At 63.0% G+C, this 25,554-nt stretch carries 24 protein-coding genes; 12 read left to right on the top strand and 12 right to left on the bottom strand.

Translation table 11 applies throughout. The features are described from left to right. Nucleotides 1-95 precede the first annotated feature (95 nt). Complete coding sequence (locus J5N58_RS18435; protein WP_244712146.1) at nt 96-1,922, top strand: bifunctional diguanylate cyclase/phosphodiesterase; 1,827 nt, start codon at nt 96-98, stop codon at nt 1,920-1,922. Between the two features lie 15 nt (nt 1,923-1,937). On the opposite strand, the gene J5N58_RS18430 is transcribed toward J5N58_RS18435, so the two are convergent. Together J5N58_RS18430 and J5N58_RS18425 are read right to left on the bottom strand one after the other, a co-directional pair. Further along, a complete protein-coding gene (locus J5N58_RS18430; protein WP_244712143.1) occupies nt 1,938-2,846 on the bottom strand; it encodes an alpha/beta fold hydrolase in 909 nt (302 codons plus the stop codon). Continuing rightward, nucleotides 2,846-3,397 carry a DUF2087 domain-containing protein gene (locus tag J5N58_RS18425; RefSeq protein ID WP_113338985.1) on the bottom strand — a complete coding sequence of 184 codons (552 nt, stop codon included), beginning with the start codon at nt 3,395-3,397 and terminating at the stop codon, nt 2,846-2,848. Before J5N58_RS18425 ends, J5N58_RS18430 begins: the two co-directional genes overlap by 1 nt. A gap of 313 nt (nt 3,398-3,710) precedes the next feature. Between J5N58_RS18425 and J5N58_RS18420 the strand changes: the two genes are divergently transcribed. Further along, nucleotides 3,711-4,370: a glutathione S-transferase family protein gene (locus J5N58_RS18420; RefSeq protein ID WP_113338938.1), complete on the top strand. Its 660-nt coding sequence runs from the start codon at nt 3,711-3,713 to the stop codon at nt 4,368-4,370. A 343-nt stretch (nt 4,371-4,713) separates the two neighbouring features. On the opposite strand, the gene J5N58_RS18415 is transcribed toward J5N58_RS18420, so the two are convergent. After that, the gene (locus J5N58_RS18415; protein WP_244712141.1) at nt 4,714-5,070 is read right to left on the bottom strand and encodes a DUF4406 domain-containing protein; all 357 of its coding nucleotides are present in this window, start codon (nt 5,068-5,070) and stop codon (nt 4,714-4,716) included. A 119-nt stretch (nt 5,071-5,189) separates the two neighbouring features. On the opposite strand from J5N58_RS18415, the gene J5N58_RS18410 reads away from it, so the two are divergent. Continuing rightward, the gene (locus J5N58_RS18410) at nt 5,190-5,945 is read left to right on the top strand and encodes a DeoR/GlpR family DNA-binding transcription regulator (protein ID WP_244712139.1); all 756 of its coding nucleotides are present in this window, start codon (nt 5,190-5,192) and stop codon (nt 5,943-5,945) included. Nucleotides 5,946-5,958: 13 nt separating this feature from the next. Here the strand turns inward: J5N58_RS18410 and J5N58_RS18405 are convergent, their stop codons facing one another. Next, entirely contained in the window at nt 5,959-6,864 is a 906-nt protein-coding gene (locus J5N58_RS18405) for an AraC family transcriptional regulator (protein ID WP_244712136.1), read from the bottom strand. A gap of 98 nt (nt 6,865-6,962) precedes the next feature. Between J5N58_RS18405 and J5N58_RS18400 the strand changes: the two genes are divergently transcribed. Continuing rightward, nucleotides 6,963-7,712 (top strand): SDR family oxidoreductase, encoded by a 750-nt coding sequence (locus J5N58_RS18400; protein ID WP_244712134.1) that lies wholly within the window; start codon nt 6,963-6,965, stop codon nt 7,710-7,712. A gap of 221 nt (nt 7,713-7,933) precedes the next feature. Here J5N58_RS18400 and J5N58_RS18395 read toward each other — a convergent pair whose 3' ends face one another. The 5 genes from J5N58_RS18395 to J5N58_RS18375 all read right to left on the bottom strand — a co-directional run bounded on the left by J5N58_RS18395 (nt 7,934) and on the right by J5N58_RS18375 (nt 13,772). Continuing rightward, a complete protein-coding gene (locus tag J5N58_RS18395; protein WP_244712131.1) occupies nt 7,934-8,941 on the bottom strand; it encodes an asparaginase in 1,008 nt (335 codons plus the stop codon). A 593-nt stretch (nt 8,942-9,534) separates the two neighbouring features. Beyond that, a complete protein-coding gene (locus J5N58_RS18390; protein ID WP_162708392.1) occupies nt 9,535-10,536 on the bottom strand; it encodes an NAD(P)H-quinone oxidoreductase in 1,002 nt (333 codons plus the stop codon). A gap of 218 nt (nt 10,537-10,754) precedes the next feature. Then, nucleotides 10,755-11,144: a hypothetical protein gene (locus J5N58_RS18385; protein ID WP_112831483.1), complete on the bottom strand. Its 390-nt coding sequence runs from the start codon at nt 11,142-11,144 to the stop codon at nt 10,755-10,757. A gap of 129 nt (nt 11,145-11,273) precedes the next feature. After that, nucleotides 11,274-13,082: a bifunctional diguanylate cyclase/phosphodiesterase gene (locus J5N58_RS18380; RefSeq protein WP_244712129.1), complete on the bottom strand. Its 1,809-nt coding sequence runs from the start codon at nt 13,080-13,082 to the stop codon at nt 11,274-11,276. 141 nt (nt 13,083-13,223) lie between these two features. Continuing rightward, nucleotides 13,224-13,772 (bottom strand): HdeD family acid-resistance protein, encoded by a 549-nt coding sequence (locus tag J5N58_RS18375; RefSeq protein WP_244712127.1) that lies wholly within the window; start codon nt 13,770-13,772, stop codon nt 13,224-13,226. A gap of 194 nt (nt 13,773-13,966) precedes the next feature. On the opposite strand from J5N58_RS18375, the gene betI reads away from it, so the two are divergent. The 8 genes from betI to J5N58_RS18335 all read left to right on the top strand — a co-directional run bounded on the left by betI (nt 13,967) and on the right by J5N58_RS18335 (nt 22,562). Then, the gene (gene betI, locus J5N58_RS18370; protein ID WP_113447152.1) at nt 13,967-14,563 is read left to right on the top strand and encodes a transcriptional regulator BetI; all 597 of its coding nucleotides are present in this window, start codon (nt 13,967-13,969) and stop codon (nt 14,561-14,563) included. Between the two features lie 76 nt (nt 14,564-14,639). After that, the gene (gene betC, locus J5N58_RS18365) at nt 14,640-16,160 is read left to right on the top strand and encodes a choline-sulfatase (RefSeq protein WP_342346008.1); all 1,521 of its coding nucleotides are present in this window, start codon (nt 14,640-14,642) and stop codon (nt 16,158-16,160) included. A 2-nt stretch (nt 16,161-16,162) separates the two neighbouring features. Further along, the gene (locus J5N58_RS18360; RefSeq protein WP_244712125.1) at nt 16,163-16,807 is read left to right on the top strand and encodes a glutathione S-transferase family protein; all 645 of its coding nucleotides are present in this window, start codon (nt 16,163-16,165) and stop codon (nt 16,805-16,807) included. Continuing rightward, complete coding sequence (gene betB, locus J5N58_RS18355) at nt 16,804-18,267, top strand: betaine-aldehyde dehydrogenase (protein ID WP_244712123.1); 1,464 nt, start codon at nt 16,804-16,806, stop codon at nt 18,265-18,267. The genes J5N58_RS18360 and betB overlap by 4 nt, the downstream gene beginning before the upstream one ends. Nucleotides 18,268-18,453: 186 nt before the next feature. Continuing rightward, entirely contained in the window at nt 18,454-18,942 is a 489-nt protein-coding gene (locus J5N58_RS18350) for a hypothetical protein (protein WP_244712121.1), read from the top strand. Between the two features lie 23 nt (nt 18,943-18,965). Then, nucleotides 18,966-20,618 carry a choline dehydrogenase gene (gene betA, locus J5N58_RS18345; protein ID WP_244712119.1) on the top strand — a complete coding sequence of 551 codons (1,653 nt, stop codon included), beginning with the start codon at nt 18,966-18,968 and terminating at the stop codon, nt 20,616-20,618. A 149-nt stretch (nt 20,619-20,767) separates the two neighbouring features. After that, entirely contained in the window at nt 20,768-22,120 is a 1,353-nt protein-coding gene (locus J5N58_RS18340) for a chloride channel protein (protein WP_244712117.1), read from the top strand. A 157-nt stretch (nt 22,121-22,277) separates the two neighbouring features. Next, complete coding sequence (locus J5N58_RS18335) at nt 22,278-22,562, top strand: hypothetical protein (protein ID WP_244712114.1); 285 nt, start codon at nt 22,278-22,280, stop codon at nt 22,560-22,562. Nucleotides 22,563-22,723: 161 nt separating this feature from the next. On the opposite strand, the gene J5N58_RS18330 is transcribed toward J5N58_RS18335, so the two are convergent. From J5N58_RS18330 to cysT, 3 genes are read right to left on the bottom strand one after another with little or no spacing between them, the layout of a single operon-like run. After that, nucleotides 22,724-23,764 carry a sulfate/molybdate ABC transporter ATP-binding protein gene (locus tag J5N58_RS18330; protein WP_244712111.1) on the bottom strand — a complete coding sequence of 347 codons (1,041 nt, stop codon included), beginning with the start codon at nt 23,762-23,764 and terminating at the stop codon, nt 22,724-22,726. A 13-nt stretch (nt 23,765-23,777) separates the two neighbouring features. Beyond that, entirely contained in the window at nt 23,778-24,650 is an 873-nt protein-coding gene (cysW, locus tag J5N58_RS18325) for a sulfate ABC transporter permease subunit CysW (protein ID WP_244712109.1), read from the bottom strand. Further along, the gene (gene cysT, locus J5N58_RS18320; protein ID WP_112831178.1) at nt 24,640-25,476 is read right to left on the bottom strand and encodes a sulfate ABC transporter permease subunit CysT; all 837 of its coding nucleotides are present in this window, start codon (nt 25,474-25,476) and stop codon (nt 24,640-24,642) included. Before cysT ends, cysW begins: the two co-directional genes overlap by 11 nt. Nucleotides 25,477-25,554: the final 78 nt, after the last annotated feature.

The following is a 25,554-nucleotide window of genomic DNA, read 5'->3' as shown; positions in this document are numbered from 1 at the left end:
AATCGCCGCTTTATTTTATAGTTTTAGAATAACCGTAAGAACTGCTTAAGGCAGATATGGTTGTATGCGATGCGAGCAACACATCCCGACGACCCATGTTCACCAAGCTGCAGAATACCATCCTTGAAATGATCGCGACCGGCACTCCGCTTCGGGAGACGGTCGATTTCCTGTGCCGCAATGTCGAGGCGACCATTCCCGATATCGTGTGCTCGGTGCTGACGGTCGACGCGGGAAAACGTCTTCGGCATCTGGCAGGCCCCTCGCTGGCGCCGGAATATGCCGCTGCCATCGACGGCACGCTCATCGGTCCCGGCGTGGGTTCCTGCGGAACGGCGGCCTTTACGGGCGAACCCGTGATCGTGACCGACATCGAAACCCACCCCTATTGGGCGCCCTACAAGCATCTCGCTCTGCCGCTCGGGCTGAGGGCCTGCTGGTCGACCCCGATCATCGCGTCGGGCAAGGTTCTCGGCACCTTCGCTTTCTACTTCCACACGACGCGCTGCCCCTCCCGGCTTGAGCACAAGATCGTCGCCGCATGCGTGCATCTGTGCGCCATCGCGATCGAGCGCGACCAGCGCGCCGCGGAACGCCGGAGGATCGCGGAGACCGACGCCCTCACCCAGCTTCCCAATCGCAGCCGCTTCAACGAGCAGGTGGCGGAGCAGGACAAGATCGGCAGGCCCTGGGGCATCCTGCTCGCCGATGTCGACAACCTCAAGCTGGTCAATGACACCTTCGGCCATCTGGCCGGCGACGATCTGATCCGCACGGTCGGAATGCGTATCGCCGAAGCCTGCCTGCCAGGCTCCGCCTTCCGTCTTGGCGGCGACGAGTTCGCCGTCATCGTTCCGGCCGACGCGGGCATCGATCCGGGCACCATTGCCGAGCGTCTGCTCAAAGCCGTCAGGCTGCCCTGCGCCTGCGCCGACCGGGTGGTCTATCCCTCGGTGACCGTGGGAGGAGCCGTGGCCCTCGAGGGCGAAAGCGCCGAGAGGGTCCGGCAGAACGCCGACTATGCGCTCTACCACGCCAAGGAGCGGGCGCGGGGCAATTACATCGAATTCGTGCCGGGACTCGGCACCGCCATCGCCAAGCGCTTCCGCGCCATTCAGGACGTGACGGAAGCGCTGCGCGAGGAACGCATCGACGCCTATTACCAGCCGGTCGTAGAACTGGCGACAGGCCGGATCGTCAGCCTGGAGGCGCTCTGCCGGCTGACGACGCGCGGCGGCGAAGTCATTGCGGCCGGCTATTTCCACGAGGCGACCAAGGACGCCGGCGTCGCCTTCGAACTGACCGACCGCATGCTCGCCAAGGTCGCTGCCGACGCCCGGCAGTGGATGGACGAAGGGCTTGCCTTCGGGCGCGTCGGCATCAATGTTGCGGCAGCCGATTTCTACCGCAGCGGCCTTGCAGAGCGGGTCGCGGCTGCCTTTCGCGCAAAGGGCGTACCGCTTGACAGGGTGATCGTGGAAGTGACGGAATCGGTCTATCTCGACCAGCGCGACCAGATCGTCGCCGAACAGATCCGGGCGCTGCGCGCCGCCGGCATGGCGGTCGCGCTCGACGATTTCGGCACCGGGTTTGCGTCGCTCACCCACCTTCTGACGGTTCCCATCGACATCATCAAGATCGACAAGTCCTTCGTGCAGCGCATGATCGGCGACCGCGCCGGCGCCGTCATCATCAAGGGCCTCATCGACATCGCCAACGGGCTCGGAATCAGGGTGACGGCGGAAGGGGTCGAGACGGCGGAACAGGCCGGCTCCCTTCAGGAACTCGGCTGCACCGACGGCCAGGGCTTCCTCTTCTCCCGGGCCGTCGACCGCACCGCCATCGCCGCCTTGCTGAAGGACCGAGGCATCGTCGAGACCGCGCCCGCCTGCGACCTGTCGCGTCTCGGCGCGACGGGCTGACAACGGCAGGCAGGCTCATCCTTCGCCCGAGAGCCGGGCGACCGCCGCGCGCACCCGTTCGATATGAGTGAACAGGCAGACATGCTCCCCGCCTTCGATGGCCAGGAGCCGCGCCTGCGGCAGCCGTTTCATCGCATTGGCGGCATGGGCGAAGGGAACGGCTCGATCCCCGGTTCCGTGAACGACCAGGGCCGGGGCCTGAACGCTCTCCAGCGGCAAGTCGTCGAGCGCCGCGCAGCAGGCCGTATCGTTGACGAGGCCCGGCATCCTGAGGGTAAGCCGGCTCATCACGGTGAACTGCAGCGCGCGGATCAGCGGTCCCGCTTCGGGATCGGCCAGCGTGCGCCGGCAAAGGGCCTTATCGGCAATGGAGCGGCGAATGCCCCCCTCCGGCGCAAAGCGTCCCGTCAGCGCCATCAGCCAGCGCACCGGCGCATGACGGGTGATCCGCAGCATGGTTTCGAACCGGCCTTGGTATTCCTGCGGAATGACCAGCCGTTCCATGCAGGCCGAGATGAGCACGAGCGACCGGCAACGCGCCGGATGGCGGGCTGCGAAAAGGATCGCCGAGGGACCGCCGCCGGAGACGGCGACGACATCGACCGTATCGATGCAGAGATAATCGAGGAGAGCGGCATAAAGATCCGCCTGCTCCTCCGGCGAGCGCCCCGTTTCAAGGCGGGTGCCGAGATAGCCGGGACGCGACGGAGCGAGAATGCGGCGCGCCGGCCAGTCGCCGAAAGCGGCCATGGCCAGCAACAGGGCCTGATCGAAACCGCCGAGCGCGCCATGCAGGGCAAGCAGCGGCGGGCCGCCGCCGACATCGGCATATTCCAGCCGACCCGCCGGCAGATCGGCAAAATGCGGGCGTGCGGCATCAAGCCTTGCCTTGACCGGCAGGGCCGAAAGCGGAGCTCGGGCCATCAGCGTGCTCCCGAAACAGGCGAAGGTGCAAGGCGGATGAGCGCCAGCGCATCCGGTGGCGGCTGGCGTTCGACCCGGCGGTAGACCCGGCAATCGGTGGAGCGGGAAAGAAGCCGCTGGTTGACCATTTCGCGGCGCAGCAGCGCATGGTCGCCGAAGGCGTGGCGGCGTTTCAGGAGGTCGTTGACCTGCCGCTCGTCCATTTCCTCGCCGGCCGGAAACGCCGACCACAGCCGCCAGAGGCAGAGCTGCTGCAGGCTGGTCTTGGCCGGCCAGCGGGCGAGCACGCCCGCGGCATCGAAGCAGCGGGCGGCGACCTCGACCTTCTGGAAATCGACCGCCGGCGCTTCCGCGACCGGCTCGGCCATGCGGCCTTCGGCGGCTCTTGCCGCCTTGAGGTGCTGGTAATTGCGATAGCCCGCCGCGCGCGACAGGATGTTCAGGATCTCGACATGGCCGGGCTTTTCCGCGCGGGCGTCGAGCTCCCGCTTGATCGTGCGGGCAAGGGCCGAAAGATCGGGTGCCTCATAGGCATGAATGATACGCGACATCGTCTTTTCCTCGATATCGTGCCCAAAAACCAGGCCGGGAGAACCAGGATGGCCGGTGGTCACCGTCTTCCGACTGGGCACGGGAAAAGTGGCTGTCGTCGAAATCGAGAATTCAGGTTTAGCTCCCCTTGCGGGGCGGTGACGCCTGGGTGAACTGCTGACCCTTGGCGAGCTTCATAAATTCCCCGTCCCTCGAAGTCAACGAGCGCGGCATTTCCATCATCAGAATTCATGCGCGGATCAATCCGACACGGCTTTTCATCCCCCATCCCACCGGATAGCCTCCGGCCCAAACCGAACAGGGGAAGAGATCATGCTGAGAATCTACGGCGTCTACAAATCGCGCGCGACGCGCACATTCTGGCTCGCGGGCGAACTCGACCTCGCCTTCGAGCACGTGCCGGTGATCCAGGCCCGCAAGCTTGCCGATCCGCTGGCGCCGGGCGCAAGGCTGAACACCCGTTCGCCGGAATTCCTGGCGGTCAATCCCATGGGGGCCATTCCCTCCATCGACGATGACGGGCTGAAGCTCCATGAAAGCCTCGCGATCAACCTCTACCTCGCCAAGAAGCATGGCGGTCCGCTTGCGCCGAAGGATCTCACCGAGGACGCGCTGATGACCCAATGGTCGTTCTTCGCGGCGACCGAGATCGAGCTGAACGCGCTGAAGATCTCGACGGCCAATGCCGAAGGACGCCTCGGCACCGATGCCGGCAAGGCGGAGGCCGATGCCGTCAGCCGCCTGTTGAAGCGCTCCTTCGGCGTGCTGGAACAGCAGCTTGCCGCCCAAGACTATCTCGTCGGCGGCCGCTTCACCGTCGCGGACCTGAACGTTGCGGAAATCGTCCGCTACGCCCAGCCCTATCAGCCGCTGATGGAAGAGCACCCGCATGTTACCGCATGGCTGAAGCGCTGCCAGGATCGCCCGGCCTTCAAGGCCATGTGGCAGACCCGCGCCGACGAACAGGAATAAGGGCCTCCCTCCTTCCAAACCGGAAAGAGGAGGTCTTCCGGCCTGCTTCGGAGCGCTGGCGAGCGCCTTTTCGAACATATCCTTGTGTCCGCCGACGCTCCCCCAAGGTCGTCATTCCGGCCTAGGGCCGGAAACCTGCGCGATCAAGTCCTTGATCGCAAAAGAGTCTTTTGCGCGATGGACATCGCGCTGCACAATGCCGGAACAAGTCCGGCATGACGGAGAAGGGAGCCTCGACGATCAATACGAGACTTTGTCAGCAAGCTGAGGGAGGCCTTTGGTCCTCCCTCGCCTTTTATCCGACCAAGGCCTTACCTCGCCTTCCACAGGCAGACGGTAACACTCAGGCGCAGCCCGGCACGTCCTCCAGCCGGTACCAGACCGGAATGCCGCGTTCGGTCGCGATCCGCACGTCGTTATCCGCCCCCTTGGAAGCGCCCGGCAGGCGCAGCACGCCCTCGCAAAGTTGAAGCAGACGGCCCGCGACCGGATGGAATATCTCCTCGTAGAGATCGTCGCCAACGCTCTTTCCACCCGCCGCATGCCAGACCGGCAGCGCCACCCACTCCCCGATCATCGGCACGTGACCGGCCCTGAACAGGGCATGGGACGGCGCCTCAAGACGCTTCAGGTTCTCGGTCATCTTCGCGGGATCATCCCCCGTTCCCGACCGGTAGGGACCTGCAATCAAGATCAGCATTTCGTGCTCCTTTCATGTCGCATTGCTGAAACATGCGCGAATCTGCACGAATTTTCTGGAATGTCGACTCATTTTGCGTATTATCGTGCATATTCACAGACAAACACGCAGAAAGCCGCATGCTTACCGATCAACGCCGTGCCCATATCCTCGAAACCCTGCGGCTGACAGGTCGCGCGCTGGCAAGCGAACTCGCCCGCGAACTCTCCGTCTCCGAGGATACGATCCGGCGGGACTTGCGCGACATGGCGATGGCGGGATTGCTGCGGCGGGTGCATGGCGGGGCGCTGCCTGTTTCCCCCGACCTGCCGGATTTCTCGGCCCGGCAAAGCGTCTCCACGGAGGAGAAGTCCTCGCTCGGCGCGCGCGCGGCAGCCCTGGTAAAGCCGGGGCAGATGATCTTCCTCGACGGCGGCACGACGACGGCGGAAATCGCCCGGCGATTGCCGAAGGACATGCCGCTGACCGTCGCCACCCATTCGCCGACGATTGCCGCCGAATTCGAACACCACCGGCAGATCGAGGTGATCCTGATCGGCGGGCGGCTCTACAAGCATTCCATGGTGGCGGTCGGTGCAGCGGCGATGGCGGCCATCGACGAGATCCGCCCCGACATCTTCTTCCTCGGGGTTACCGCCGTGCATCCCTCACACGGTCTCTCGACCGGCGATTTCGAGGAAGCCGCAATCAAGCGGCATATCCTGACGGCGAGCGCCGAAACCTACGTGCCGGTGACCGAAGAGAAGATCGGGGCTCTCTCTCCCTGCTTGATCGCACCGCTCTCGAAGGTCGCCGGCCTGATCGTGCCCTCGGGCATGGGTCTAGAACGGCTTGCGCCCTATCGCGAGCTGGGCGCGGAGGTGATCGAGGGCTGAGACCGCAAGAACCTCAATCCCCCGTGCCGGTCAGAGCATATCTCGATGGCGGACGTCCGACGAAGCGGGTGAAGGCGGTGCTGAAGGCGCTGGCGGAGCGGTAGCCGACCCGTTCGGCGATTTCCTGAACGCCGATATCGCCCTTCATGAGAAGGTTTCTCGCCAGCGTCATCCGCCAGGAAATCAGGTACTCCATGGGGGCGATCCCCATGGCGCGGCGGAAGCGCTTGAAGAATGCGGACCGGGAGAGCGCGGCTTCGCTTGCCAGTTGCTCCAGCGTCCATTCCCGGGTCGGATCTTCGTGAAGCAGGCGGATGACAGGGGCGAGGCGCTCATCGCCGAGACCGCGCAGGATGCCGTGGGGTGCCGCCTCGCCCGAAGTCGAGCGCAGGGTCTCAAGGAGCAGCACTTCCAGCAGGCGGGCGAGGATCATCTCGCGCGCCGGCCTTTCGTTTCGGGCTTCGTCGGTCACGAGGCCGACGAGGGCCGACAGCCTTTCGTCTCCGCGGATATGAAAGAACCTCGGCAACAGCGAGAGGAGCAGTTTCGCATCCGGCGAGCCGAAGGAGAAATGGCCGACCAGCAGCCGCGCATTGGCGGGCGCATGGGGATCGCCGTGCCGGATCTCGCCTGGAAGCCGGGTGATCGTGCGCGGGTCCACCGTCTCATCCAGCGTCTCCCCGCTGCCCGACATGGTGAAGTTGCACATGCCGGGAACCAGCACGAAATCGCCCGCGCGCAGATCGACCGGGGCCTCGCCTTCCACCGCAAGGCGGGACGCGCCCTCGATCACCACGCAATAGAACGGGTTCCCCGGCCCGTCGCGGGTGACGCTCCAGACGCCGCCGCCGCTGACCGCTTTCGAAAGCCCGGCACTCGGCTGCAGCAACGTGACCATCTCGGCAAGCGGATCGCTCAAACGACACTCCTGATAACGTATGATGGACGATGCATTATGTATCGCATCCTCCATACGGTCTAGCCTTCTTTCCTCCGAGACTGAAAAGGAAGACAAGCATGAAGACCGTTCTCATCACCGGGACATCCTCCGGGTTCGGGCTGGAGGCCGCGAAACTCTTTATCGACAAAGGCTGGAGGGTCGTCGCGACCATGCGCACACCGCGCGCCGACATCCTGCCTCCTTCGGAAAACCTCGATATCCTCGCACTCGACGTCACGGACGCCGAGAGCATCCGCAAGGCGGTCGAAGCAGCCGGCCCGATCGACGTTCTGGTGAACAATGCCGGCATCGGCTGGCTGAATGCCGTCGAGGGAACGCCGATGGACATCGTGCGCGATCTCTTCGAGACGAATACCTTCGGCACCATCGCGATGACGCAGGCGGTCCTTCCGCAGTTCCGGGAGCGCAGACAAGGGGTCGTCATCAACGTGACGTCGAGCGTGACGCTGATGCCGCTGCCGCTGCTGTCGGTCTACACCGCCAGCAAGGCCGCCGTGAATGCCTTCACGGAGAGTGCCGCGCTGGAACTCGAACCCTTCAACGTGCGCATGAAGATCGTCCTGCCCGGACGCGCGCCCGCGACGAGCTTCGGCGACACGGCTCGATCCAGAATTCAGCAACAGGGCGGTTTTCCGGAGGCCTATGGCTCCGTGGTCAAGTCCGTCTTCGCCAAATGGGAGGAACAGGCAGACGCGGAAATCACCCATGCCGATGACGTGGCTCAGGCCATCTGGCGCGCCGCGACCGATCCGTCGTCGCCCATGCGCATCCCTGCGGGCGCCGATGCGGTTGCGCTGGCCGGATAGGGAGAAGTCAGCGCCGGAACGAAAACGGGCTAATCTGCCGCTGGCTTTGCCCCACCCCGGCCGACCGGGGTCGAGCCGCGTGTCTCGACCCGTTCTTCGACCTCCCGCAGGCGGGGAGAGGGAATGGAACCGTCGCGGCATATCCCTTCTCCCCGTTCACGGGGAGAAGGTAGCGGCAGCCGGATGACAGGCTGGCCAGCGAGGAGCCGAGAAACAAAACCTCAGTCGAACAGCACGTTGGTAACCCGCACGTCGCCGACATGCAGGCCGATCCAATTGTGCATGGCGTGGTTGGCCATGGCCATCAGGGCGGCGTGTTCGGCGCTGTGCTTGTCGAAATAGCGGGCGAGAAGGGCGGCGATCATGCTTTCGGCGGCGCGGCTCGAGCCATCCTCGCACTTGACCGCGAGGGAAAGCCCCTGTTCGGGAAGAATGGCGCAGAACACGCCTTCCGCGCCGGTCTTGGCGAAGATCCTGCCGGGCGCGACCTGCATCAGCCGGGTGCAGAAACGGCCGGTGCCGGCGACATAGAAGGGTTCGGCCATGCAGGCCTCGATCAGGCGTTTCGCGGCGGCGGCGCGCTGCGGCCCGATGCCCTTGCCGGTCGCCATCTTGGCAAAGCCGCGGGCGAGGCCGACCAGCGGCACGGCATAGGTCGGGATCGAGCAGCCGTCGGTGCCGCAATTGTCGCGCGAGAGCGGCGTTCCGGTCAGGTCGGCCATCACGGCGCGAATTTCCACCTGCAGCGGATGCTCATAACCGGCATAGCCGCGCGGATCGTCGCCGGCATGGCAGCAGGCGCAGATGAACCCGGCATGCTTGCCGGAGCAGTTATTGTGAAGCGCGCTCGGCTTGTCGAGCGTGCGGGCCTGATGGATCAGCACCTTCTGTTCGAACGACCAATGGGCTCCGCATTCGAGCACGCTTTCGTCCCGCCCGGCTCGCTTCAGCATGGAGGCGGCAAGTGCCGCATGCTCGTCTTCGCCGGAATGGGAGGAGCAGGCCAGCGCCAGTTCCTTCTGGCCGAAGCCATAGGCATCGGCGGCACCGCTTTCGACCAGCGGCAGCGCCTGCATGGCCTTGCAGGACGAACGGGGAAAGGTCGGCGTCTCGATCGCGCCGGCGGAATAGACGACCTTGCCGTCGCCATCCACCACCACGGCGAGACCGCGATGGCGGCTCTCGACCAGCTTGCCGCGGGTGACTTCAACGGTGACGGGGTGGTGCATGGCGTGGCTCCCTGATTTGCGCTTTTGCAGCTTCTTACAGCATGTCGCGCAAAAGTGCGCAGCGATTTTGCGACAACGATATGCGGGTAGAAAGGAAGCGGAAGTGCGTTCGGGCAATACGGTCGCGGTGCGCGACGACAGACCAGAGGGGGATGGCCAGGAGGATCGTCGCCTCGGGTGTCGTGCGATGCCGGAGCTTGCACAGGAAGCGGGACGGAGGCGCGGCGGCAAGAGTGCAAAAACAAAAAGAGCCGCGCGAGGCGGCTCTCCATGAGGTTTAGTCCGCTGCGGACCCGGATCATGAAACACGATCCGAAGGAAGGTTGGTCAGGCCGAGGGCTGCCCCGTCAAAACCGACACCTTTCCCATGTCAGCAACAAAGACCGAAATCTCACTAGACATTGGATCACCTTCCTTTCTCTACGTTGACCATAGTCAAAAGGTAGGTGCGTCGATGCCGATCCGCAAGGCACGTTGTGTAACGCGGACCGGGCATAAGTGAGTTGCAAACGGACGGCGAGGCCTTATCATGCGCAGGCCTGACAAAATCGCGTCGGGCCAGAAGCGGTCACCGCCACTCCCTTCCCTCGCCGTTACGCCAGTTTCAGGACGATCTTGCCGATGTGTTTCGAGCTTTCCATCAGGCGGTGGGACTCGACCACCTGATCGAAGGGTAATACCGAATGGATGACGGGGGCGACCTTGCCGGCCTCGATCAGCGGCCAGACCTCGGCCACGAGTTCGTCGCGAATGCCGCGCTTTTCCTCCGCCGTGCGGGGGCGCATGGTGGAGCCGGTCACGGTGAGCCGCTTGACCATGATCGGGGTGAGATCGACCTTTTCCGCCAGCGAGCCGCCAAGGAAGGCGATGATCGAGAGGCAGCCGTCCTTGGCGAGGCTGGAGAGGTTCTTCTGGAAATAGGCGGCACCGATCATATCGAGGATGGCGTCGACCCCGCGCCGGCCGGTTTCCTCCTTGATGACCTCGACGAAATCCTCCTCGCGATAGTTGATGGCGCGTTTCGCCCCGAGGTCGAGGCAGGCCTGACACTTTTCCGCCGAGCCGGCCGTGGCGAAGACTTCGGCGCCGAAGGCCTTCGCAAGCTGGATCGCGGTCGTGCCAATGCCTGACGTGCCGCCATGGATGAGGACGGTCTCGCCTTCCGTCAGCCCCGCCATCTGGAAGAGGTTCGCCCAGACGGTGAAGAAGGTTTCGGGAAGGGCCGCGGCCTTCACCGCATCATAGCCCTTGGGAAAGGGCAGCGCCTGACCGGCCGGAACCGCGCAATATTCGGCATAGCCGCCGCCATTCGCCAGCGCGCAGACCCTGTCACCGACGGAGAATTCATCGACGCCCTCGCCGAGCGCCACGACCTCGCCGGCGACTTCCAGCCCGAGGATGGGGCTTGCATCCTTCGGCGGCGGGTAGGTGCCCTGCCGCTGCGCGACATCGGGGCGATTGACGCCGGCCGCTTCGACCCTGACGAGGATTTCGCCGGCGCGGGGTATCGGCAGCGGGCCGGTCGCGAAGGTCATCGCCTCGGGAGCGCCGAAAAAGGGAAGATCGACGTAACGCATATTTGCAGGAAGCGACATCAACGGGTCTCCTAGGTTCTCGCGCAGGATGACAGGACATAGGACACGCCGAAGCGTCTGAAAAGGAGGCTCATTGCCGCGCGCGACAAATCGCGCTGCGGCGAGCATGACAATCGCGCAGACCGGGAGCAAGGCCGCCGTCGCAAGCGGGCGCGACCGGGCCCGCGAATGCGACCCGGCGGAAGGGCGGCCCGCCTGCTTTTTACGCTGCGGACTGCTCAGCCTTGAGAATTGAAGGCGTAGAGCTCGGGGAAGGGATAATAGCGAAGCCGCTTGTCGCGGCAGCGGAAGTCGGTCTTGCTCGCGCCCAGGATGCGGCCGTCCCTGAAGGAGACACCGAGTATTGTCGGAATTTCAATCCCTCGCTGGGAGCTCCCACGAAGGCAGAAGGCATAGGTCTTCGTCGGCGGATCGAGAAGCACCACACTCGAGATCTTCGGATCGTAGATGTTGCGGGCGTTGAAAGCCCCGGCTTCGAACGCCTTGATAACGGCCCTGCGCAGCGCCGGAGACGGAGGCACCTGGGAATCGGCGACGGATTGCGGAGCGCTACTCTGGCAGCCGGCAAGCAAAAGCAGCCCGAGAACGGGCAAAAATCGTTTCAACATCAATATACCCCACCAAATAAGACCCGTTTCAGCGATACTCGCTCCAACGTATCATATCAAGGCAAAATACACTCATAAGGATATATTAGAATTCGGAAATTTGGTGCGATGCACCGCAGGAAAAATACCTTACTCCTCCAGAGAACCGAAGGCCCTAATCACCAGGCCCGTTTCGCTTTCCTTGGCCCTCTTCTTGAGTTCGGCGATTTCGGCGCCGAGCCGGTTGATGTCGTCGATCACGAACCCCTTCGGCAGTTCGAGAACGCCGATAGAGCAGCGCATCAGCGGGAAATCCCGCTCGCGGCCATGGCGATCGTAACCGCGAATGCGACCGGCACCGCGGTCGTCTTCGGAATAGAGCTCGACCACGTCGTCGTGGAAGTCCGAAAGCAGCCGGTCGAGGATTTCGGTCAGTTCCTCGCGGCTCCAGTCGCGCACGCCGATGAAGAAATCGTCGCCGCCGACATGGCCGAGGAAATCGCCTTCCGAGAAGAAATAACGGCGCAGAAGTGCGGCAAACAGGCTGATGGCGTGATCGCCCATCTGGAAGCCGTAATGGTCGTTGAACGGCTTGAAGTTGTCGAAGTCGCAATAGCAGAGATGCCGGTCGTCGTCGCCGTCGCGACCGCTGTCCTGCATGAAATCGCGAATGGCGCGGTTGCCCGGCAGGCTCGTCAGCGGGTTCTGGTCCTGCGCCGTCTTCAGCTGTTTCTCGTTGATGATGCGGATCAGCGAGGCGGCGGAGACGACGCCGGCATAACGCATGTTTTCCGTCAGGATGACACAGTCGTTGCCGTCCATGTTGGCGAAGATCGTCATCAGGCGCTCGGCATCGGCGTCGAGACCGACAATCGGAGCGCGGTCGACGAAATGCGAGATGGAGCGCTCGTAGACCTTGTTCTTCAAGAGGTCGCGACCGAAGGGCTGGTAGATGTATTCCTTCAGGTGGAATTCGTTGATGATGCCGCGCGGCTCGCCATTGGCATTGAGCACCGGGAAGAAGGACTGGCGCGGATTGCGGCGGAAGAGATCGAAGACGCTGTCGATGCTCTCGTGTTCGAAGACGGTCGGCAGACGCTCGATCTGCTTGCGGATCAGCACCTCGTCGAGCGACTGGGTCGAGCGGCGAACCTTGCCGATGTCCTGCAGATGGGGAAAGGCGGGCTTCAGCTCGTTGAGCAGCGTGGTGGGCCGGGCGATGAACCAGCCCTGCACCAGATCGACGCCGAATTCCCGGCAGGCGATGAATTCCGCTTCCGTCTCGATGCCCTCGGCGATCACCCGGACGCCGAGCACGTGGCAGAAGTTGACGATGTTCTTGACCAGATGCCGCTTGCGCGGATTGCTGTCCATGTCGGCGACGAAATGCCGGTCGATCTTCACATAGTCGACGGGGAAATCGCAAAGCAGCTTCATCTCGCCGTGGCCGACGCCGAAATCGTCGATCGCCAGCTTGAAGCCGGATTTCCTGAGCCGCGCCACCAGACCGGAGAATTCCGGCACGGAGGTGTTGTCGAAACGCTCGGACAGCTCGAAGCAGACCGAGGACGGCGGGATGTTCGCCTTTCTCAGATGTTCGAGAATGCTGTCGACGAGATGGTCGCCCTCGGGGATCAGGCGGACATCGAGATTGAGAAAGAGCGTGGTGTCGGAAAAATCCGGAAGGGTGGCGAACTTCGCCAGCGCCCGGCTGGCGACCATCTGCTCCAGCGGCAGCAGCTGGTGGCTGGCGGCCGCCTGGTCGAGGATATCGAGCGGGGTTTCGAAACCGATCCGCTCATGACCGCGCATCAGGGACTCGTATCCGAAAACGGCGCCGGTACCGACTTCGACAATGGGTTGAAAGGCATTTTCGATGACGAGCTTGGCAAGCGCCAGCAGCTGGTCATTGGCGAAGCGACGCAAAACACCCGCTTCCACCACAGCGCCCGGGACCATTTATTTCTTCTCCAAACCTGTTTGTTTTTATAGGGGTCAGTCTGGTCCGCACTTCGTCAAGAAAACCTTTCCCGAACGTGAATGCTGTATGAAACTTTTGTGACACAAGTCACGTCACCGCTCCGATGACGGAGGAAGGCATCAACGCCTGAGGGCAAGGCCGAGAGCAACCATCGACCAGCCCTGGACGATGAGATCGATCGCAAGGAACAGGCCGAGTATCCAGAGGCTGTTGACCGGCCAGCCAATCGCGATGATGACACCGGCAAGGGCGGTAACCACGCCGCTCAGCACGATCCAGCCCCATCCGCCGGCGCCCTTCAGCCCGAAGCCCACCCACAGCCGGACAAGACCGGCAACGATCAGGGCGGCGCCGATCAGCAGCGTCAGGATGGCCGAGGCAAGCAGCGGATTGGAAAAGGTCATGAAGCCGGCCAGCAGGTAGAGCACCCCGCTCAGGGCCCAGAACAAAACGCTTTCCCATCCCCGCACCTGAAAGGCGTGGGCGAGATGCAGAATCCCGCCGACCAGCATCAGGGCGCCGATGTAATAGACCGAGGCGACGGTGGCGAGAAAGAGATTGGCGAGCGCGATACCGCCGAGGATCAGCGTGAGGACGCCCAGCGCCATCAGCCATCCCCACTTGGCGCGCAATTCGGAAAAACGGACAGGCCTGGTTTCGTCAAGCATCGCGGCACCTCGTTTTTAATCAATTGACCTGATAACCTACACTCGCGCTTTCAAACTCTCGTGACAATAGAAGACTTTAAATAGCGCCCGAAAGCGGCGGGGACAGATCGAAGGGTGGCGCATTTTTTATTGATTGATGAGTCAATCAAAAATAAACTGCCGGCATCACGACGGGAAACCGGGAAGGACCATGCATGCCGAAAATCGGGATGGAACCGGTGCGCCGCAAGGCGCTGGTCGATGCTGCGCTGCGCGCCATCGGCCATCACGGCTCGCTTTCCGTCACCATGTCGGAGATCGCCCGGCAGGCGGGCGTGTCGCCGGCGCTGGCGCATCACTATTTCGGCTCCAAGGAACAATTGCTGATCGAAACCGTGCGGGCGCTGCTGCGACAGTTGCGGGCGGATGCCGTCACCCTGCTCCGCCAGGCACGGACACCGCGCGAGCGGCTTTCGTCCGTCATCCGGGTGAGCTTCCACGCCGACCAGTTCGCCGACGAGACGGTGGCGGCCTGGCTTGCCTTCTACGTCGAGGCACAGCGTTCGGAAGAGGTCCGCCGGCTCCTGGAAATCTATGCGCGCCGGCTCAACTCCAATCTGCTTTCGGCGCTGAGACCGCTTGCGCCAGCCGATGACGCAGGCCGCATCGCGGAGGGCGCAGCCGCGATGATCGACGGGCTCTACATCCGGCAAAGTCTGAGGTCGGCGCCTTCAAGCATCGAGGCGTCGGTGGCGCTGGTCGAGGATTATATCGAGGGGCAGATCAAAGTATCGCGAGGCGGGAAAGCATGAAAATGCATCGCCGGGTCGATATGTGCGAGGGGTGTCACCAGACGGCACGCAACAAGAATACCGGGGAACGAAGCCAGTGACGCAAAAGCCGAACATTCTCATCATCATGGTCGACCAGCTCAACGGAAAGTTCTTTCCCGACGGGCCGGCGGACTTCCTGCATGCGCCGCATCTCAAGGCGCTGGCCGCCCGTTCCGCGCGGTTCCGCAACAACTATACGTCCTCGCCGCTCTGCGCCCCTGCCCGCGCCTCCTTCATGGCGGGACAGCTGCCGTCGCGCACGCGGGTCTATGACAACGCCGCGGAATATGTCTCGTCGATCCCGACCTTTGCCCATCACCTGCGCCGCGCCGGCTATTACACGGCACTATCGGGCAAGATGCACTTCGTCGGGCCGGACCAGTTGCACGGTTTCGAGGACCGGTTGACCACCGACATCTATCCGGCCGATTTCGGCTGGACCCCGGATTACCGCAAGCCGGGCGAACGCATCGACTGGTGGTATCACAACATGGGATCGGTGACGGGCGCCGGCGTGGCCGAGATCACCAACCAGATGGAATATGACGACGAGGTCGCCTTCCTCGCGAACCAGAAGATCTACCAGCTTTCCCGCGAAAACGACGACAGCGACCGCCGCCCCTGGTGTCTCACCGTTTCCTTCACCCATCCGCACGACCCCTATGTCGCCCGCCGCAAATACTGGGACCTCTACGAGGACTGCGAATATCTGATGCCGGAAATCGGCATGCTGGCAAAACAGGACCCGCATTCCGAACGCATCCTGAAATCCTGCGACTATGCGAGCTTCGACATCAACGACGAGAACGTGCGCCGCTCGCGGCGGGCCTATTTCGCCAATATCAGCTATCTCGACGACAAGGTGGGCGAGCTGATCGACACTTTGGCCCGCACGCGCCAGCTCGACGACACGCTGATCTTTTTCTGCTCCGACCATGGCGACATGCTGGGCGAGCGGGGGCTGTGGTTCAAGATGAACTTCTTCGAGGGGTCCGCCCGCGTGCCGCTGATGATCGCCGGCCCCGGCGTGACGCCCGGCCTGCATGTCGCACCGACCTCGAACCTCGACGTGACGCCGACGCTGTGCGATCTCGCCGGCATTTCCATCGACGCGATCATGCCGTGGACCGATGGCATCAGCCTCAAGGGCATGATCGACGGCGAGGAGCGCGTCGCTCCCGTGCTGATGGAATATGCGGCGGAGGCTTCTTACGCGCCGCTCGTCGGCATTCGCGAGGGCAAGTGGAAATACATCCATTGCGAACTCGATCCGGAACAGCTCTTCGATCTGGAGGCCGATCCGCTGGAGCTTACGAACCTCGCCGCCGAACCGGCCTATACGCAAGTTCTCGCCGGCTTCCGCGCCAAGCGCGAGGCCCGCTGGAACATGGCCGAATTCGACGCCGCCGTGCGCGAGAGCCAGGCGCGGCGCTGGGTGGTCTACGAAGCGCTCAGAAACGGCGCCTACTTCCCCTGGGATTACCAGCCTTTGCAGAAGGCGTCCGAGCGCTACATGCGCAATCACATGAACCTCGACAATCTCGAGGAATCCAAACGCTATCCGCGCGGAGAGTGACCATGCTGACAGTCTGGGGCCGGAGAACATCGATAAACCTGCAGGCGGTGATGTGGACGATCGCAGAGCTCGGTCTCGAGTATCGGCGGATCGACGCCGGCTTCACCTATGGCGTAAACGACACGCCCGAATTCCTGGCGATGAACCCCAACGGTCTTGTGCCCGTGCTCAAGGACGGCGACGATGAGCCGCTTTTCGAAAGCGCCGCCATCGTGCGTTATCTGGCCAGCAGATACGGCACCGGTCCGTTCTGGCCCGAAGACCTGTCGGCGCGCGCGCAGGTCGACAAATGGGCGGAATGGTCGAAGGTGACCGTCGGGACGCTGTTTCTCGATCGCATCTTCGTGCCGCTTATCCGCACGCCCTCTGCGAAGCGCAACCCGCAGGCGATTGCCGAAGCGGTCGCGCTGCTCATGAAACGACTCGCCATCGCCGAGGCACAGTTCAGCAAGCACGACTTCCTTGCAGGCAACGAGCTTACCGTTGCCGACATCATGTTCGGCCAGTTGCTTTATCGTTACTATGATCTCGACATCGAGCGCGCCGACCTGCCCAAGCTGAAAGCCTATTACGCCCGGCTTTGCGAGCGCCACGCCTATCGCGAGCACGTGATGGTCAATTTTGACGAAGTGAGAGTTAAAGAATGAAAGCCCAGCCCCCTGCCTCCCATTTCATCGACGGCGAATATGTCGAGGATACCGATGGCGCTGTCATCGAGAGCATCTATCCGGCGACCGGCGAGGTGATCGCCAAGCTGCATGCGGCAACGCCCGCCATCGTCGAGAAGGCGATTGCGTCTGCCAAGCGCGCGCAGAAGGAATGGGCGGCGATGAGCCCGATGGCGCGCGGCCGTATCCTCAAGCGCGCCGCCGAGATCATCCGCGAGAAGAACCGCGAGCTTTCCGAGCTCGAAACGCTCGACACCGGCAAGCCGATCCAGGAAACCATCGTCGCCGACCCGACCTCGGGCGCGGACGCCTTCGAATTCTTCGGCGGCGTCGCACCCGCCGCCATGAACGGTTCGCACATTCCTCTCGGCGGCGACTGGGCCTATACCAAGCGCGTGCCGCTCGGCGTCTGCGTCGGCATCGGCGCATGGAACTATCCGCAGCAGATCGCCTGCTGGAAGGGCGCGCCCGCCCTCGTCGCCGGCAATGCCATGGTGTTCAAGCCTTCGGAAACGACGCCGCTCGGCGCGCTGAAAATCGCCGAAATCCTGATCGAGGCCGGCCTGCCGAAGGGCGTCTACAACGTCATCCAGGGCGACCGCGACACTGGCCCGCTGCTTGTCAACCACCCCGACGTCGCCAAGGTGTCGCTGACCGGATCGGTTCCGACCGGCCGCAAGGTGGCGGCGGCCGCTGCCGGCGGACTGAAGCATGTGACGATGGAACTCGGCGGCAAGTCGCCGCTGATCGTGTTTGACGACGCCGATGTCGAAAGCGCGATTTCCGGCGCCATGCTCGGCAACTTCTATTCGACCGGACAGGTCTGCTCGAACGGCACCCGCGTCTTCGTGCAGAAGGCTATCAAGGAAAAGTTCCTCGCCCGCCTGAAGGAACGCACCGAGGCGATCCTGATCGGCGATCCGCAGAAGGAAGAGACCCAGATGGGACCGATGGTTTCCTGGGCGCAGCGCGAAAAGGTTCTCGGCTATATCGAGAAGGGCAAGGCCGAGGGTGCTACGCTCATCACCGGCGGCGGCATCCCGAACAACGTTTCCGGCGAAGGCTATTTCGTCCAGCCGACCGTATTCGCCGACGTAACCGACGACATGACCATCGCACGCGAGGAAATCTTCGGGCCGGTGATGTGCGTGCTCGATTTCACCGATGAAGCGGAAGTGCTGGAACGCGCCAATTCCAGCGAATTCGGCCTCGCCGGCGGCGTGTTCACCGCCGACCTTTCCCGCGCCCACCGGGTGGTCGACCAACTCGAGGCCGGGACGCTGTGGATCAACACCTACAACCTCTGCCCGGTCGAAATCCCGTTCGGCGGCTCCAAGCAGTCCGGCTTCGGCCGCGAAAACTCGCTCGCGGCCATCGAGCACTATTCCGAACTCAAGACCGTCTATGTCGGCATGGGCAAGTGCGAGGCGCCGTATTGATTTGAATCCCCTCCCCAACCCCTCCCCACAAGGGGGAGGGGCTAGCCTGCCGCACACGGACCGCCCTTTCCGAAAGCTCTCAACGACGATGGGAAGCGAAGGGCGAGCCACGGGGTTAAGCCCTCCCCCTTGTGGGGAGGGTTGGGAGGGGTCTTCGCAAGAAATTCCAAGACTGGGATTAGGCTTATGAAACAGACAGAACTGATCTTGTTACGTGGGTTTCTTCCAGGTCAGGAAGAAGTATGCCGCATTGCCGATGAGATACAGAAATCGGCCCGTGCCGTATATCAGCATGAGGCAGGATGCGAGAAGCCAGAGCAAAACCAATACGCCGGAGACTCCACCGCCCGGCATGCCAGCAAACACCAGCGCAAGTATCCAGGCACCGAAGACAAGGTGGCTGCGAACGTGCAGCAACTGCCACGCAAGCACGCGTCGAAAGTCACTCCACAAGCTACTTTCGGCGTGCGGCTTGATCTTCGCACGCTCGGCTTCTGCCTCCAGCCGTTCGCCTTCGATCGCGTTCAGCTTTCGCAGCAGCTTATCCCGGAAGCCTTTCTCGGCCATTCGATGCGCGTACCCCTTGATGCGACTGTCTCCAAAGAGGTCGCATCGGCACGTCGGAATTTCAACCAAGACATGTCATCCAACGCCAATAATTTCAACCATGCCTAACAAAGCTTGAGCGGACCAAGACCATGCAAAACGCAGACTTCATCATCATCGGTTCCGGCTCGGCGGGTTCGGCCATGGCTTACCGGCTGTCGGAAGACGGCAAGCATACGGTCATGGTGCTCGAATATGGCGGCTCGGATGCCGGGCCGTTCATCCAGATGCCGGCGGCGCTCGCATGGCCGATGAGTATGAAGCGCTATAACTGGGGCTATCTCTCCGAGCCCGAGCCGAACCTCAACAACCGGCGCATCACCGCGCCGCGCGGCAAGGTGATCGGTGGTTCGTCCTCGATCAACGGCATGGTCTATGTGCGCGGGTCCGCGGAAGACTATACCCGCTGGGAAGAGGCCGGCGCGAAGGGCTGGGGCTATGCCGACGTGCTGCCCTACTTCAAGCGCATGGAAAATTCCCATGGCGGACAGGACGGCTGGCGCGGCACCGACGGTCCCTTGCACGTTCAGCGCGGGCCGGTGAAAAACCCGCTGTTCAAGGCCTTCGTCGAGGCCGGCAAGCAGGCGGGTTTCGAGACCACGGAAGACTATAACGGCGAGAAACAGGAAGGCTTCGGCCTGATGGAGCAGACCATCTGGAAGTCGCGCCGCTGGTCCGCCGCCAATGCCTATCTGAAGCCGGCGCTGAAGCGTCCGAATGTCCAACTGGTGCGCTGCTTCGCCCGCAGGGTGGTGATCGAGAACGGTCGTGCGGTCGGCGTGGAAATCGAGCGCAACGGAAAGATCGAAGTAGTGAAGGCGAACCGCGAGGTGATCGTCGCGGCATCGTCGTTCAACTCACCGAAGCTGCTGCTGCTCTCCGGCATCGGGCCGGCCGCACATCTGAAGGAGATGGGCATCGAGGTGAAGCTCGACCGTCCCGGCGTCGGCGCCAATCTGATGGACCACATGGAGTTCTATTTCCAGCAGGTCGCGACCAAGCCGGTCTCGCTCTATTCCTGGCTGCCGTGGTTCTGGCAGGGGGTCGCCGGCGCGCAATGGCTGTTTTCCGGCACCGGTCTCGGCGCCTCCAACCAGTTCGAATCTTGCGCCTTCGTACGCTCGGCGCCGGGCGTCAAGCAGCCCGACATCCAGTATCACTTCCTGCCTGTCGCGATCTCCTATGACGGCAAGGCGGCGGCCGACAGCCATGGTTTCCAGGTGCATGTCGGCTACAACCACTCGAAGTCGCGCGGCAGCGTGACGCTCCGGTCGTCCGATCCGATGGCCGATCCGGTGATCCGCTTCAACTACATGAGCACCGAGGAGGATTGGGTGAAGTTCCGCCACTGCGTGCGGCTCACCCGCGAGATCTTCGGCCAGAAAGCCTTCGATCCCTATCGCGGCTCGGAAATCCAGCCGGGCGAACATGTGCAGACAGACGAGCAGATCGACGAATTCCTGCGCGAGCATCTGGAAAGCGCCTATCACCCCTGCGGCACCTGCAAGATGGGTTCGAAGGACGATCCGATGGCTGTGGTCGACCCGGAATGCCGCGTGATCGGCATCGAAGGCCTGCGCGTCGCGGACTCCTCGATCTTCCCGGATATCACCTACGGAAACCTCAACGGCCCCTCGATCATGACCGGCGAAAAGGCCTCCGACCATATCCTGGGCAAGCAGCCCCTGCCCCGCTCCAACCAGGAGCCGTGGATCAACCCACGCTGGGAGACGAGCGACAGGTAAACCGACAAAAGCCGTCATCGACGGGCGACGGCACTTGTCTTCTGCCAAGTCGAAAGTCTAAGGCTAAAGGACTGCGCCCGGCCAGCGAGTATATAAATTGCTTCAGCGCCCCGGCGCCGCAATTTCCGCTCCGCCGAGACGCAAAGCCCATGCCCAACAATTACAGAAAATCGAAGCTGCTGCGGCGTTCCCTCGTGATGTGGGGTTCCTGGCGGGTATGGAAGCCGCGCGCCGTGTTCTGGGCGGGGGCGTTCGCGATCGGCATCATCTCGGTTGCCTTCGCCAAGCTCGCCGATGGCGCGCAACATCTGTTCCACGGCGTGCTCAATGCGGGACAATGGTCGTTCCTGCTGCCGCTTGTCCTGACGCCGCTCGGTTTTGCTCTCTGTTCCTGGCTGGCGGTCACGGTCTTTCCAGCATCGCAGGGCTCCGGCATTCCGCAGGCTATCGCCGCGCGGCATCTGCGTGGCGATGAGGAACGCAGTCGATTGCTTTCGCTCAGGCTCGTGCTCGGCAAGATCCTGCTGACGGTGAGCGGGCTCTTCTTCGGCGCATCGATCGGGCGCGAGGGGCCTACGGTTCAGGTCGGGGCTTCCATCATGCTTCTCTCCGCCCGTATCGGCGGAATGGCGCAGGCTCAAGGCCTCATCCTCGCCGGTTCGGCCGCCGGCATCGCCGCCGCCTTCAACACGCCGCTTGCCGGCATCGTCTTCGCCATCGAGGAAATGGGGCGCACCTACCAGTCGCGGGCGAACAGCCTTGTGCTGACCGCCGTGATCCTTTCCGGCATCTCGGCGCTCGGGCTTGTCGGCAGCTACACCTATTTCGGCGCAACCTCGCTTTCGGTCGGAACGGCGCGCGAATGGTTCGCCGTCATTGCCTGCGGCGTTATCGGCGGCGCGTTCGGCGCGATGTTTTCGGCAGGCGCGCTTCGACTGTCGCAACAGATCAAGCGATGGGTGCAGACGGCCCCGCTGAAGCGCAGCGTGGCCATTGCTGCCGGTTGCGGGCTACTCGTCGCCGTCATCGGAGTAGCGGCCGGCGGGAGCACCTTCGGGACAGGATATGAGCAGGCACGCGGCGCGATCGAGGGCGATGCCCTACCTTACGGCTATTTCGCGGCCAAGCTCGCTGCAACCTTCCTGTCTATGGTTTCGGGCATTCCGGGCGGCATCTTCGCGCCGTCGCTCTCAGTCGGCGCAGGGCTTGGCAGTAGCATCGGCCAGTTGCTCGGGGTCAGCATCGGGCTTGCCGCCGTGCTCGGCATGGCCGGTTACTTCGCCGGCGTGGTGCAGGCGCCGATGACGGCATTCGTCATCATCCTCGAAATGACGGACAGCCACGAAGGCATCATCAGCCTGATGGCCGCGGCCATGCTCGGCTACGTGACCTCGCGCATGATCTCGCGCGAACCGCTCTATCATGGCCTCTCCCGCGCCTGGATCGCCGAAGGCGTGCGCCTCAAGCGCGCACTGGCCAAGGCGGATAATGAAGCGACCTGAGCCGCGGGCGAGCTCTCATCAGCGCCGGCCTTACAGCGGAAAGGCTGATAAAACGCGTTCTGGCCCGGATAGAAGCGTTGGACGATCGTCGCCATAGCATTGAAAACCCTTGGCGTTTGGTCCAGATACCGAAAGGTCAATGTTAGAGAGAAAACGAATGAACACGACGAAGCGTAACCTCATTTCCCTTCTGATCGGTCTTGCCGTTGCAGGCGGAGCCATGGTGAAGGACAAGATGACGAACGCCGAATGGGTGGTCTCGCCAGAGCAGATCGCCGCAGCCAAAGCCCAGGGGAAGGTCGGTTTCGAGAGTTCACCAGGCACCGTTACCGTCCTGCCTATCCGCAGCGAGAAAGCCGACATCCTGCCGCTCACATGGGCGATCTTCGGGATTGCCGCTGCGGCAGCGTCCTTCGTCGTGCTCCGCCGCAAATCGGCGTGACATCTGGATCAGGTCTCGGTGACTTGATGCGAAACTTCGATTGAAACGGGAGCTGGTGCAGCAGAGGTCTTGATGTCCTTTGCCTGCCCGGTCTCCATGTTCTGGTAAAGGGCCGGTCCGAGACCGGCCTTTCTTATTTGGTACGCTGAGAGAGGTACGCCTTACTTCCGAAACAGCTTCCACCGCGTCGGGCGGAAGCGGATTTCGGCGCCGACGGCGACCGGGGCGTCGAGCGGCACTTCGACCTCCAGATGATATGGCTCGTGGCCCTCATTGGCGATGTCGATTTCCGCGATGCGCGTGCCTGCGAGACGGCGGCAGGCTGTTACCTTGCCGTAGAGCGACGTCTTGTCATCGCTGATTGCCACGTCCTGCGGGCGGAAGAACAGCTCCCCTGCGCCGTCAGTCCCCTGTTCGGAGATGCTGATCGGCTCGCCCTGGAACAGCACGGTATTGTCGCGGACGGTGACCGGAATATGGGAGGATTCGCCGATGAAAGAGAAGACGAAGGGCGAGTTCGGCGTGTCGTAGACGTCGTCGGCAGAGCCCACCTGTTCCACCTTGCCCTGGCTCATGACGACGACGCGGTCGGCAAGTTCGAGGGCCTCTTCCTGGTCGTGGGTGACGAAGAAGGTGGTGTGGCCGGTGCGATCGTGGAACTCGCGCAGCCAGCGGCGCAGTTCCTTGCGCACCTTGGCGTCGAGCGCCCCGAAGGGCTCATCGAGCAGCAGCACCGTGGGTTCGATCGCCATGGCGCGGGCAAGCGCCACGCGCTGCCGCTGGCCGCCGGAAAGCTGGGACGGATAGCGCTTCTCAAGGCCGCTGAGGTGCACCATGTCGAGCAGGTCCGACACGCGCTTACGGATTTCAGCGGCCGGCGGCCGTGTCGCCTTCGGGCGCACCTTGAGACCGAAAGCGATGTTGTCGGCGACGGTCATGTGGCGGAAGAGCGCATAGTGCTGGAAGACGAAGCCGATATGGCGCTCCTGCACGGTCTTTTCCGAGGCGTCCTCCTCGCCGAAGAAGATCTGGCCGGCGGTCGGCTGTTCGAGACCGGCGATCAGGCGCAGAAGCGTCGTCTTGCCCGAGCCCGATGGACCGAGCAGCGCGATGAGTTCGCCGGAGCGGATCGACAGGGAAATGTCGTGCAAAGCCGGGAACTGGCCAAACTCCTTGCGGATATTCTTGATGGTTACATCCATGGGGAGAGACCTTTCAGTGTTTGCGGCTTGCCGCGATTTCGTCGCCGTAGTGCAGCTCGAGAATGGACTTGAGCGCCAGCGTGACGAGGGCAAGGAGAGCCAGAAGCGTCGAGACCGCGAAGGCCGCGACGAAGTTATATTCGTTGTAGAGAACCTCGATGTGCAGCGGCATGGTTTCCGTCAGGCCGCGCACATGGCCGGAGACGACGGAGACGGCGCCGAACTCGCCCATGGCGCGGGCGTTGCAGAGAAGCACGCCATAGAGCAGGCCCCATTTGATGTTGGGCAGCGTCACATACCAGAAGGTCTGCCAGCCGCTGGCGCCGAGCGAAATCGCCGCCTCCTCGTCGCCCGAACCCTGCTCTTGCATCAGCGGGATCAGTTCGCGGGCGATGAAGGGGAAGGTCACAAAGACGGTCGCAAGCACGATGCCCGGCACGGCGAAGATGATCTCGATGCCGTAGCTTTTGAGCCAAGGACCGAGAAGCCCCTGCGCGCCGAAGAGCAGCACGTAGACCAGACCGGAAATGACCGGCGAAATCGAGAACGGCAGGTCGATCAGGGTAATCAGGAAGGTCTTGCCGCGGAATTCGAATTTGGCGATCGCCCAGGCGGCGGCGATGCCGAAGACGAGATTGAGCGGCACGGCAATCGCGGCGACGGTGAGCGTCAGGCGGATGGCCGAGACGGCGTCAGGCTCGGCCAGCGAGACGAAAAACTCCTCGGCGCCCTTGCGGAAGGCCTCGACGAAGACAGCGACCAGCGGCAGCACGACGACGAGCAGCATGAAGGCGACGGCGATTGCGGTCAGCACCCAGCGCCAGACCGGCGTTTCGGTTGCGGCTTCGTGGAAGGTGGGACGGGAGGCACGGGCCTTATCGGACATTGCTGTACCTCCTGCGGCTCCACATCTGCAGAAGATTAATCAGCAGCAGCATTGCGAACGAAATCACCAGCATGATCGAGGCGATGGAGGTTGCGCCGGCATAATGGAACTCCTCCAGCCGGATGACGATCAGCAGCGGCGCGATCTCCGAGACATAGGGAATGTTGCCGGCGATGAAGATGACCGAACCGTATTCCCCGACGGCGCGCGCAAAGGCGAGCGCGAAGCCTGTCAGGATTGCGGGGACGAGCGCCGGCAGCACGACGTGCAGCAGCGTCTGGAAGCGGTTGGCGCCGAGGGTGGCGGCGGCTTCCTCGACCTCGCGGTCAAGCTCCTCCATCACCGGCTGCACTGTGCGCACGATGAAGGGAAGGCCGACGAAGATCAGGGCGACCACGATGCCGGCGGGCGTAAACGCGATCTTGATGCCGAGCGGCGCGAACAACTGGCCGATCCAACCTTTCGGCGCGTAGAGCGCGGCAAGCGAAATACCGGCGACCGCGGTCGGCAGCGCGAAGGGCAGATCGATCACCGCATCGAGCAGGCGGCGGCCGGGGAAGCTGTATCGCACCAGCACCCAGGCGGTCACGACGCCGAACACCACGTTGATGCCGGCGGCAATCAGCGCCGAACCGAAGCTGACCTCCAGCGACCGCAGCGTCCGTTCATCGAGAGCTATGGATATGAATTCCTGCCAGCCCAGTTCGGCGGAGCGCCAGATCAGGGCAGCAAGCGGGATCAGGATGATCACCGTGAGGTAGAAGATGGTATAGCCGAGCGTCAGGCCGAAGCCCGGCAGAATGCTCGGCTGTCGCCAGTTTTTCATGAATGTTCCCGTCATCGCGTCATCGCGCTTTTCATCATGCCTGCAAATCTTCATGCGACAAGCCCCGACCGTTCAAGA

Source organism: Paenirhizobium cremeum (assembly GCF_022884085.1).
GTDB classification, from domain to species: Bacteria; Pseudomonadota; Alphaproteobacteria; order Rhizobiales; family Rhizobiaceae; genus Allorhizobium; species Allorhizobium cremeum.
The sequence above is the reverse complement of the archived record's forward strand: the minus strand, read 5'-3'. Positions and strand labels throughout refer to the sequence as shown.

Coding starts and splice junctions, on each gene's coding strand:
- betA (WP_244712119.1), top strand. CDS start 18,966: ATGCAAAACGCAGACTTCATCATCATCGGTTCCGGCTCGGCGGGTTCG.
- J5N58_RS18330 (WP_244712111.1), bottom strand. CDS start 23,764: ATGGATGTAACCATCAAGAATATCCGCAAGGAGTTTGGCCAGTTCCCG.
- J5N58_RS18340 (WP_244712117.1), top strand. CDS start 20,768: ATGCCCAACAATTACAGAAAATCGAAGCTGCTGCGGCGTTCCCTCGTG.
- J5N58_RS18435 (WP_244712146.1), top strand. CDS start 96: ATGTTCACCAAGCTGCAGAATACCATCCTTGAAATGATCGCGACCGGC.
- J5N58_RS18425 (WP_113338985.1), bottom strand. CDS start 3,397: ATGTCGCGTATCATTCATGCCTATGAGGCACCCGATCTTTCGGCCCTT.
- cysW (WP_244712109.1), bottom strand. CDS start 24,650: ATGTCCGATAAGGCCCGTGCCTCCCGTCCCACCTTCCACGAAGCCGCA.
- J5N58_RS18375 (WP_244712127.1), bottom strand. CDS start 13,772: ATGCTTGACGAAACCAGGCCTGTCCGTTTTTCCGAATTGCGCGCCAAG.
- J5N58_RS18400 (WP_244712134.1), top strand. CDS start 6,963: ATGAAGACCGTTCTCATCACCGGGACATCCTCCGGGTTCGGGCTGGAG.
- J5N58_RS18350 (WP_244712121.1), top strand. CDS start 18,454: ATGAAACAGACAGAACTGATCTTGTTACGTGGGTTTCTTCCAGGTCAG.
- J5N58_RS18390 (WP_162708392.1), bottom strand. CDS start 10,536: ATGTCGCTTCCTGCAAATATGCGTTACGTCGATCTTCCCTTTTTCGGC.
- betB (WP_244712123.1), top strand. CDS start 16,804: ATGAAAGCCCAGCCCCCTGCCTCCCATTTCATCGACGGCGAATATGTC.
- J5N58_RS18415 (WP_244712141.1), bottom strand. CDS start 5,070: ATGCTGATCTTGATTGCAGGTCCCTACCGGTCGGGAACGGGGGATGAT.
- J5N58_RS18395 (WP_244712131.1), bottom strand. CDS start 8,941: ATGCACCACCCCGTCACCGTTGAAGTCACCCGCGGCAAGCTGGTCGAG.
- betI (WP_113447152.1), top strand. CDS start 13,967: ATGCCGAAAATCGGGATGGAACCGGTGCGCCGCAAGGCGCTGGTCGAT.
- J5N58_RS18410 (WP_244712139.1), top strand. CDS start 5,190: ATGCTTACCGATCAACGCCGTGCCCATATCCTCGAAACCCTGCGGCTG.
- J5N58_RS18380 (WP_244712129.1), bottom strand. CDS start 13,082: ATGGTCCCGGGCGCTGTGGTGGAAGCGGGTGTTTTGCGTCGCTTCGCC.
- J5N58_RS18335 (WP_244712114.1), top strand. CDS start 22,278: ATGAACACGACGAAGCGTAACCTCATTTCCCTTCTGATCGGTCTTGCC.
- J5N58_RS18420 (WP_113338938.1), top strand. CDS start 3,711: ATGCTGAGAATCTACGGCGTCTACAAATCGCGCGCGACGCGCACATTC.
- J5N58_RS18430 (WP_244712143.1), bottom strand. CDS start 2,846: ATGGCCCGAGCTCCGCTTTCGGCCCTGCCGGTCAAGGCAAGGCTTGAT.
- cysT (WP_112831178.1), bottom strand. CDS start 25,476: ATGAAAAACTGGCGACAGCCGAGCATTCTGCCGGGCTTCGGCCTGACG.
- J5N58_RS18385 (WP_112831483.1), bottom strand. CDS start 11,144: ATGTTGAAACGATTTTTGCCCGTTCTCGGGCTGCTTTTGCTTGCCGGC.
- J5N58_RS18360 (WP_244712125.1), top strand. CDS start 16,163: ATGCTGACAGTCTGGGGCCGGAGAACATCGATAAACCTGCAGGCGGTG.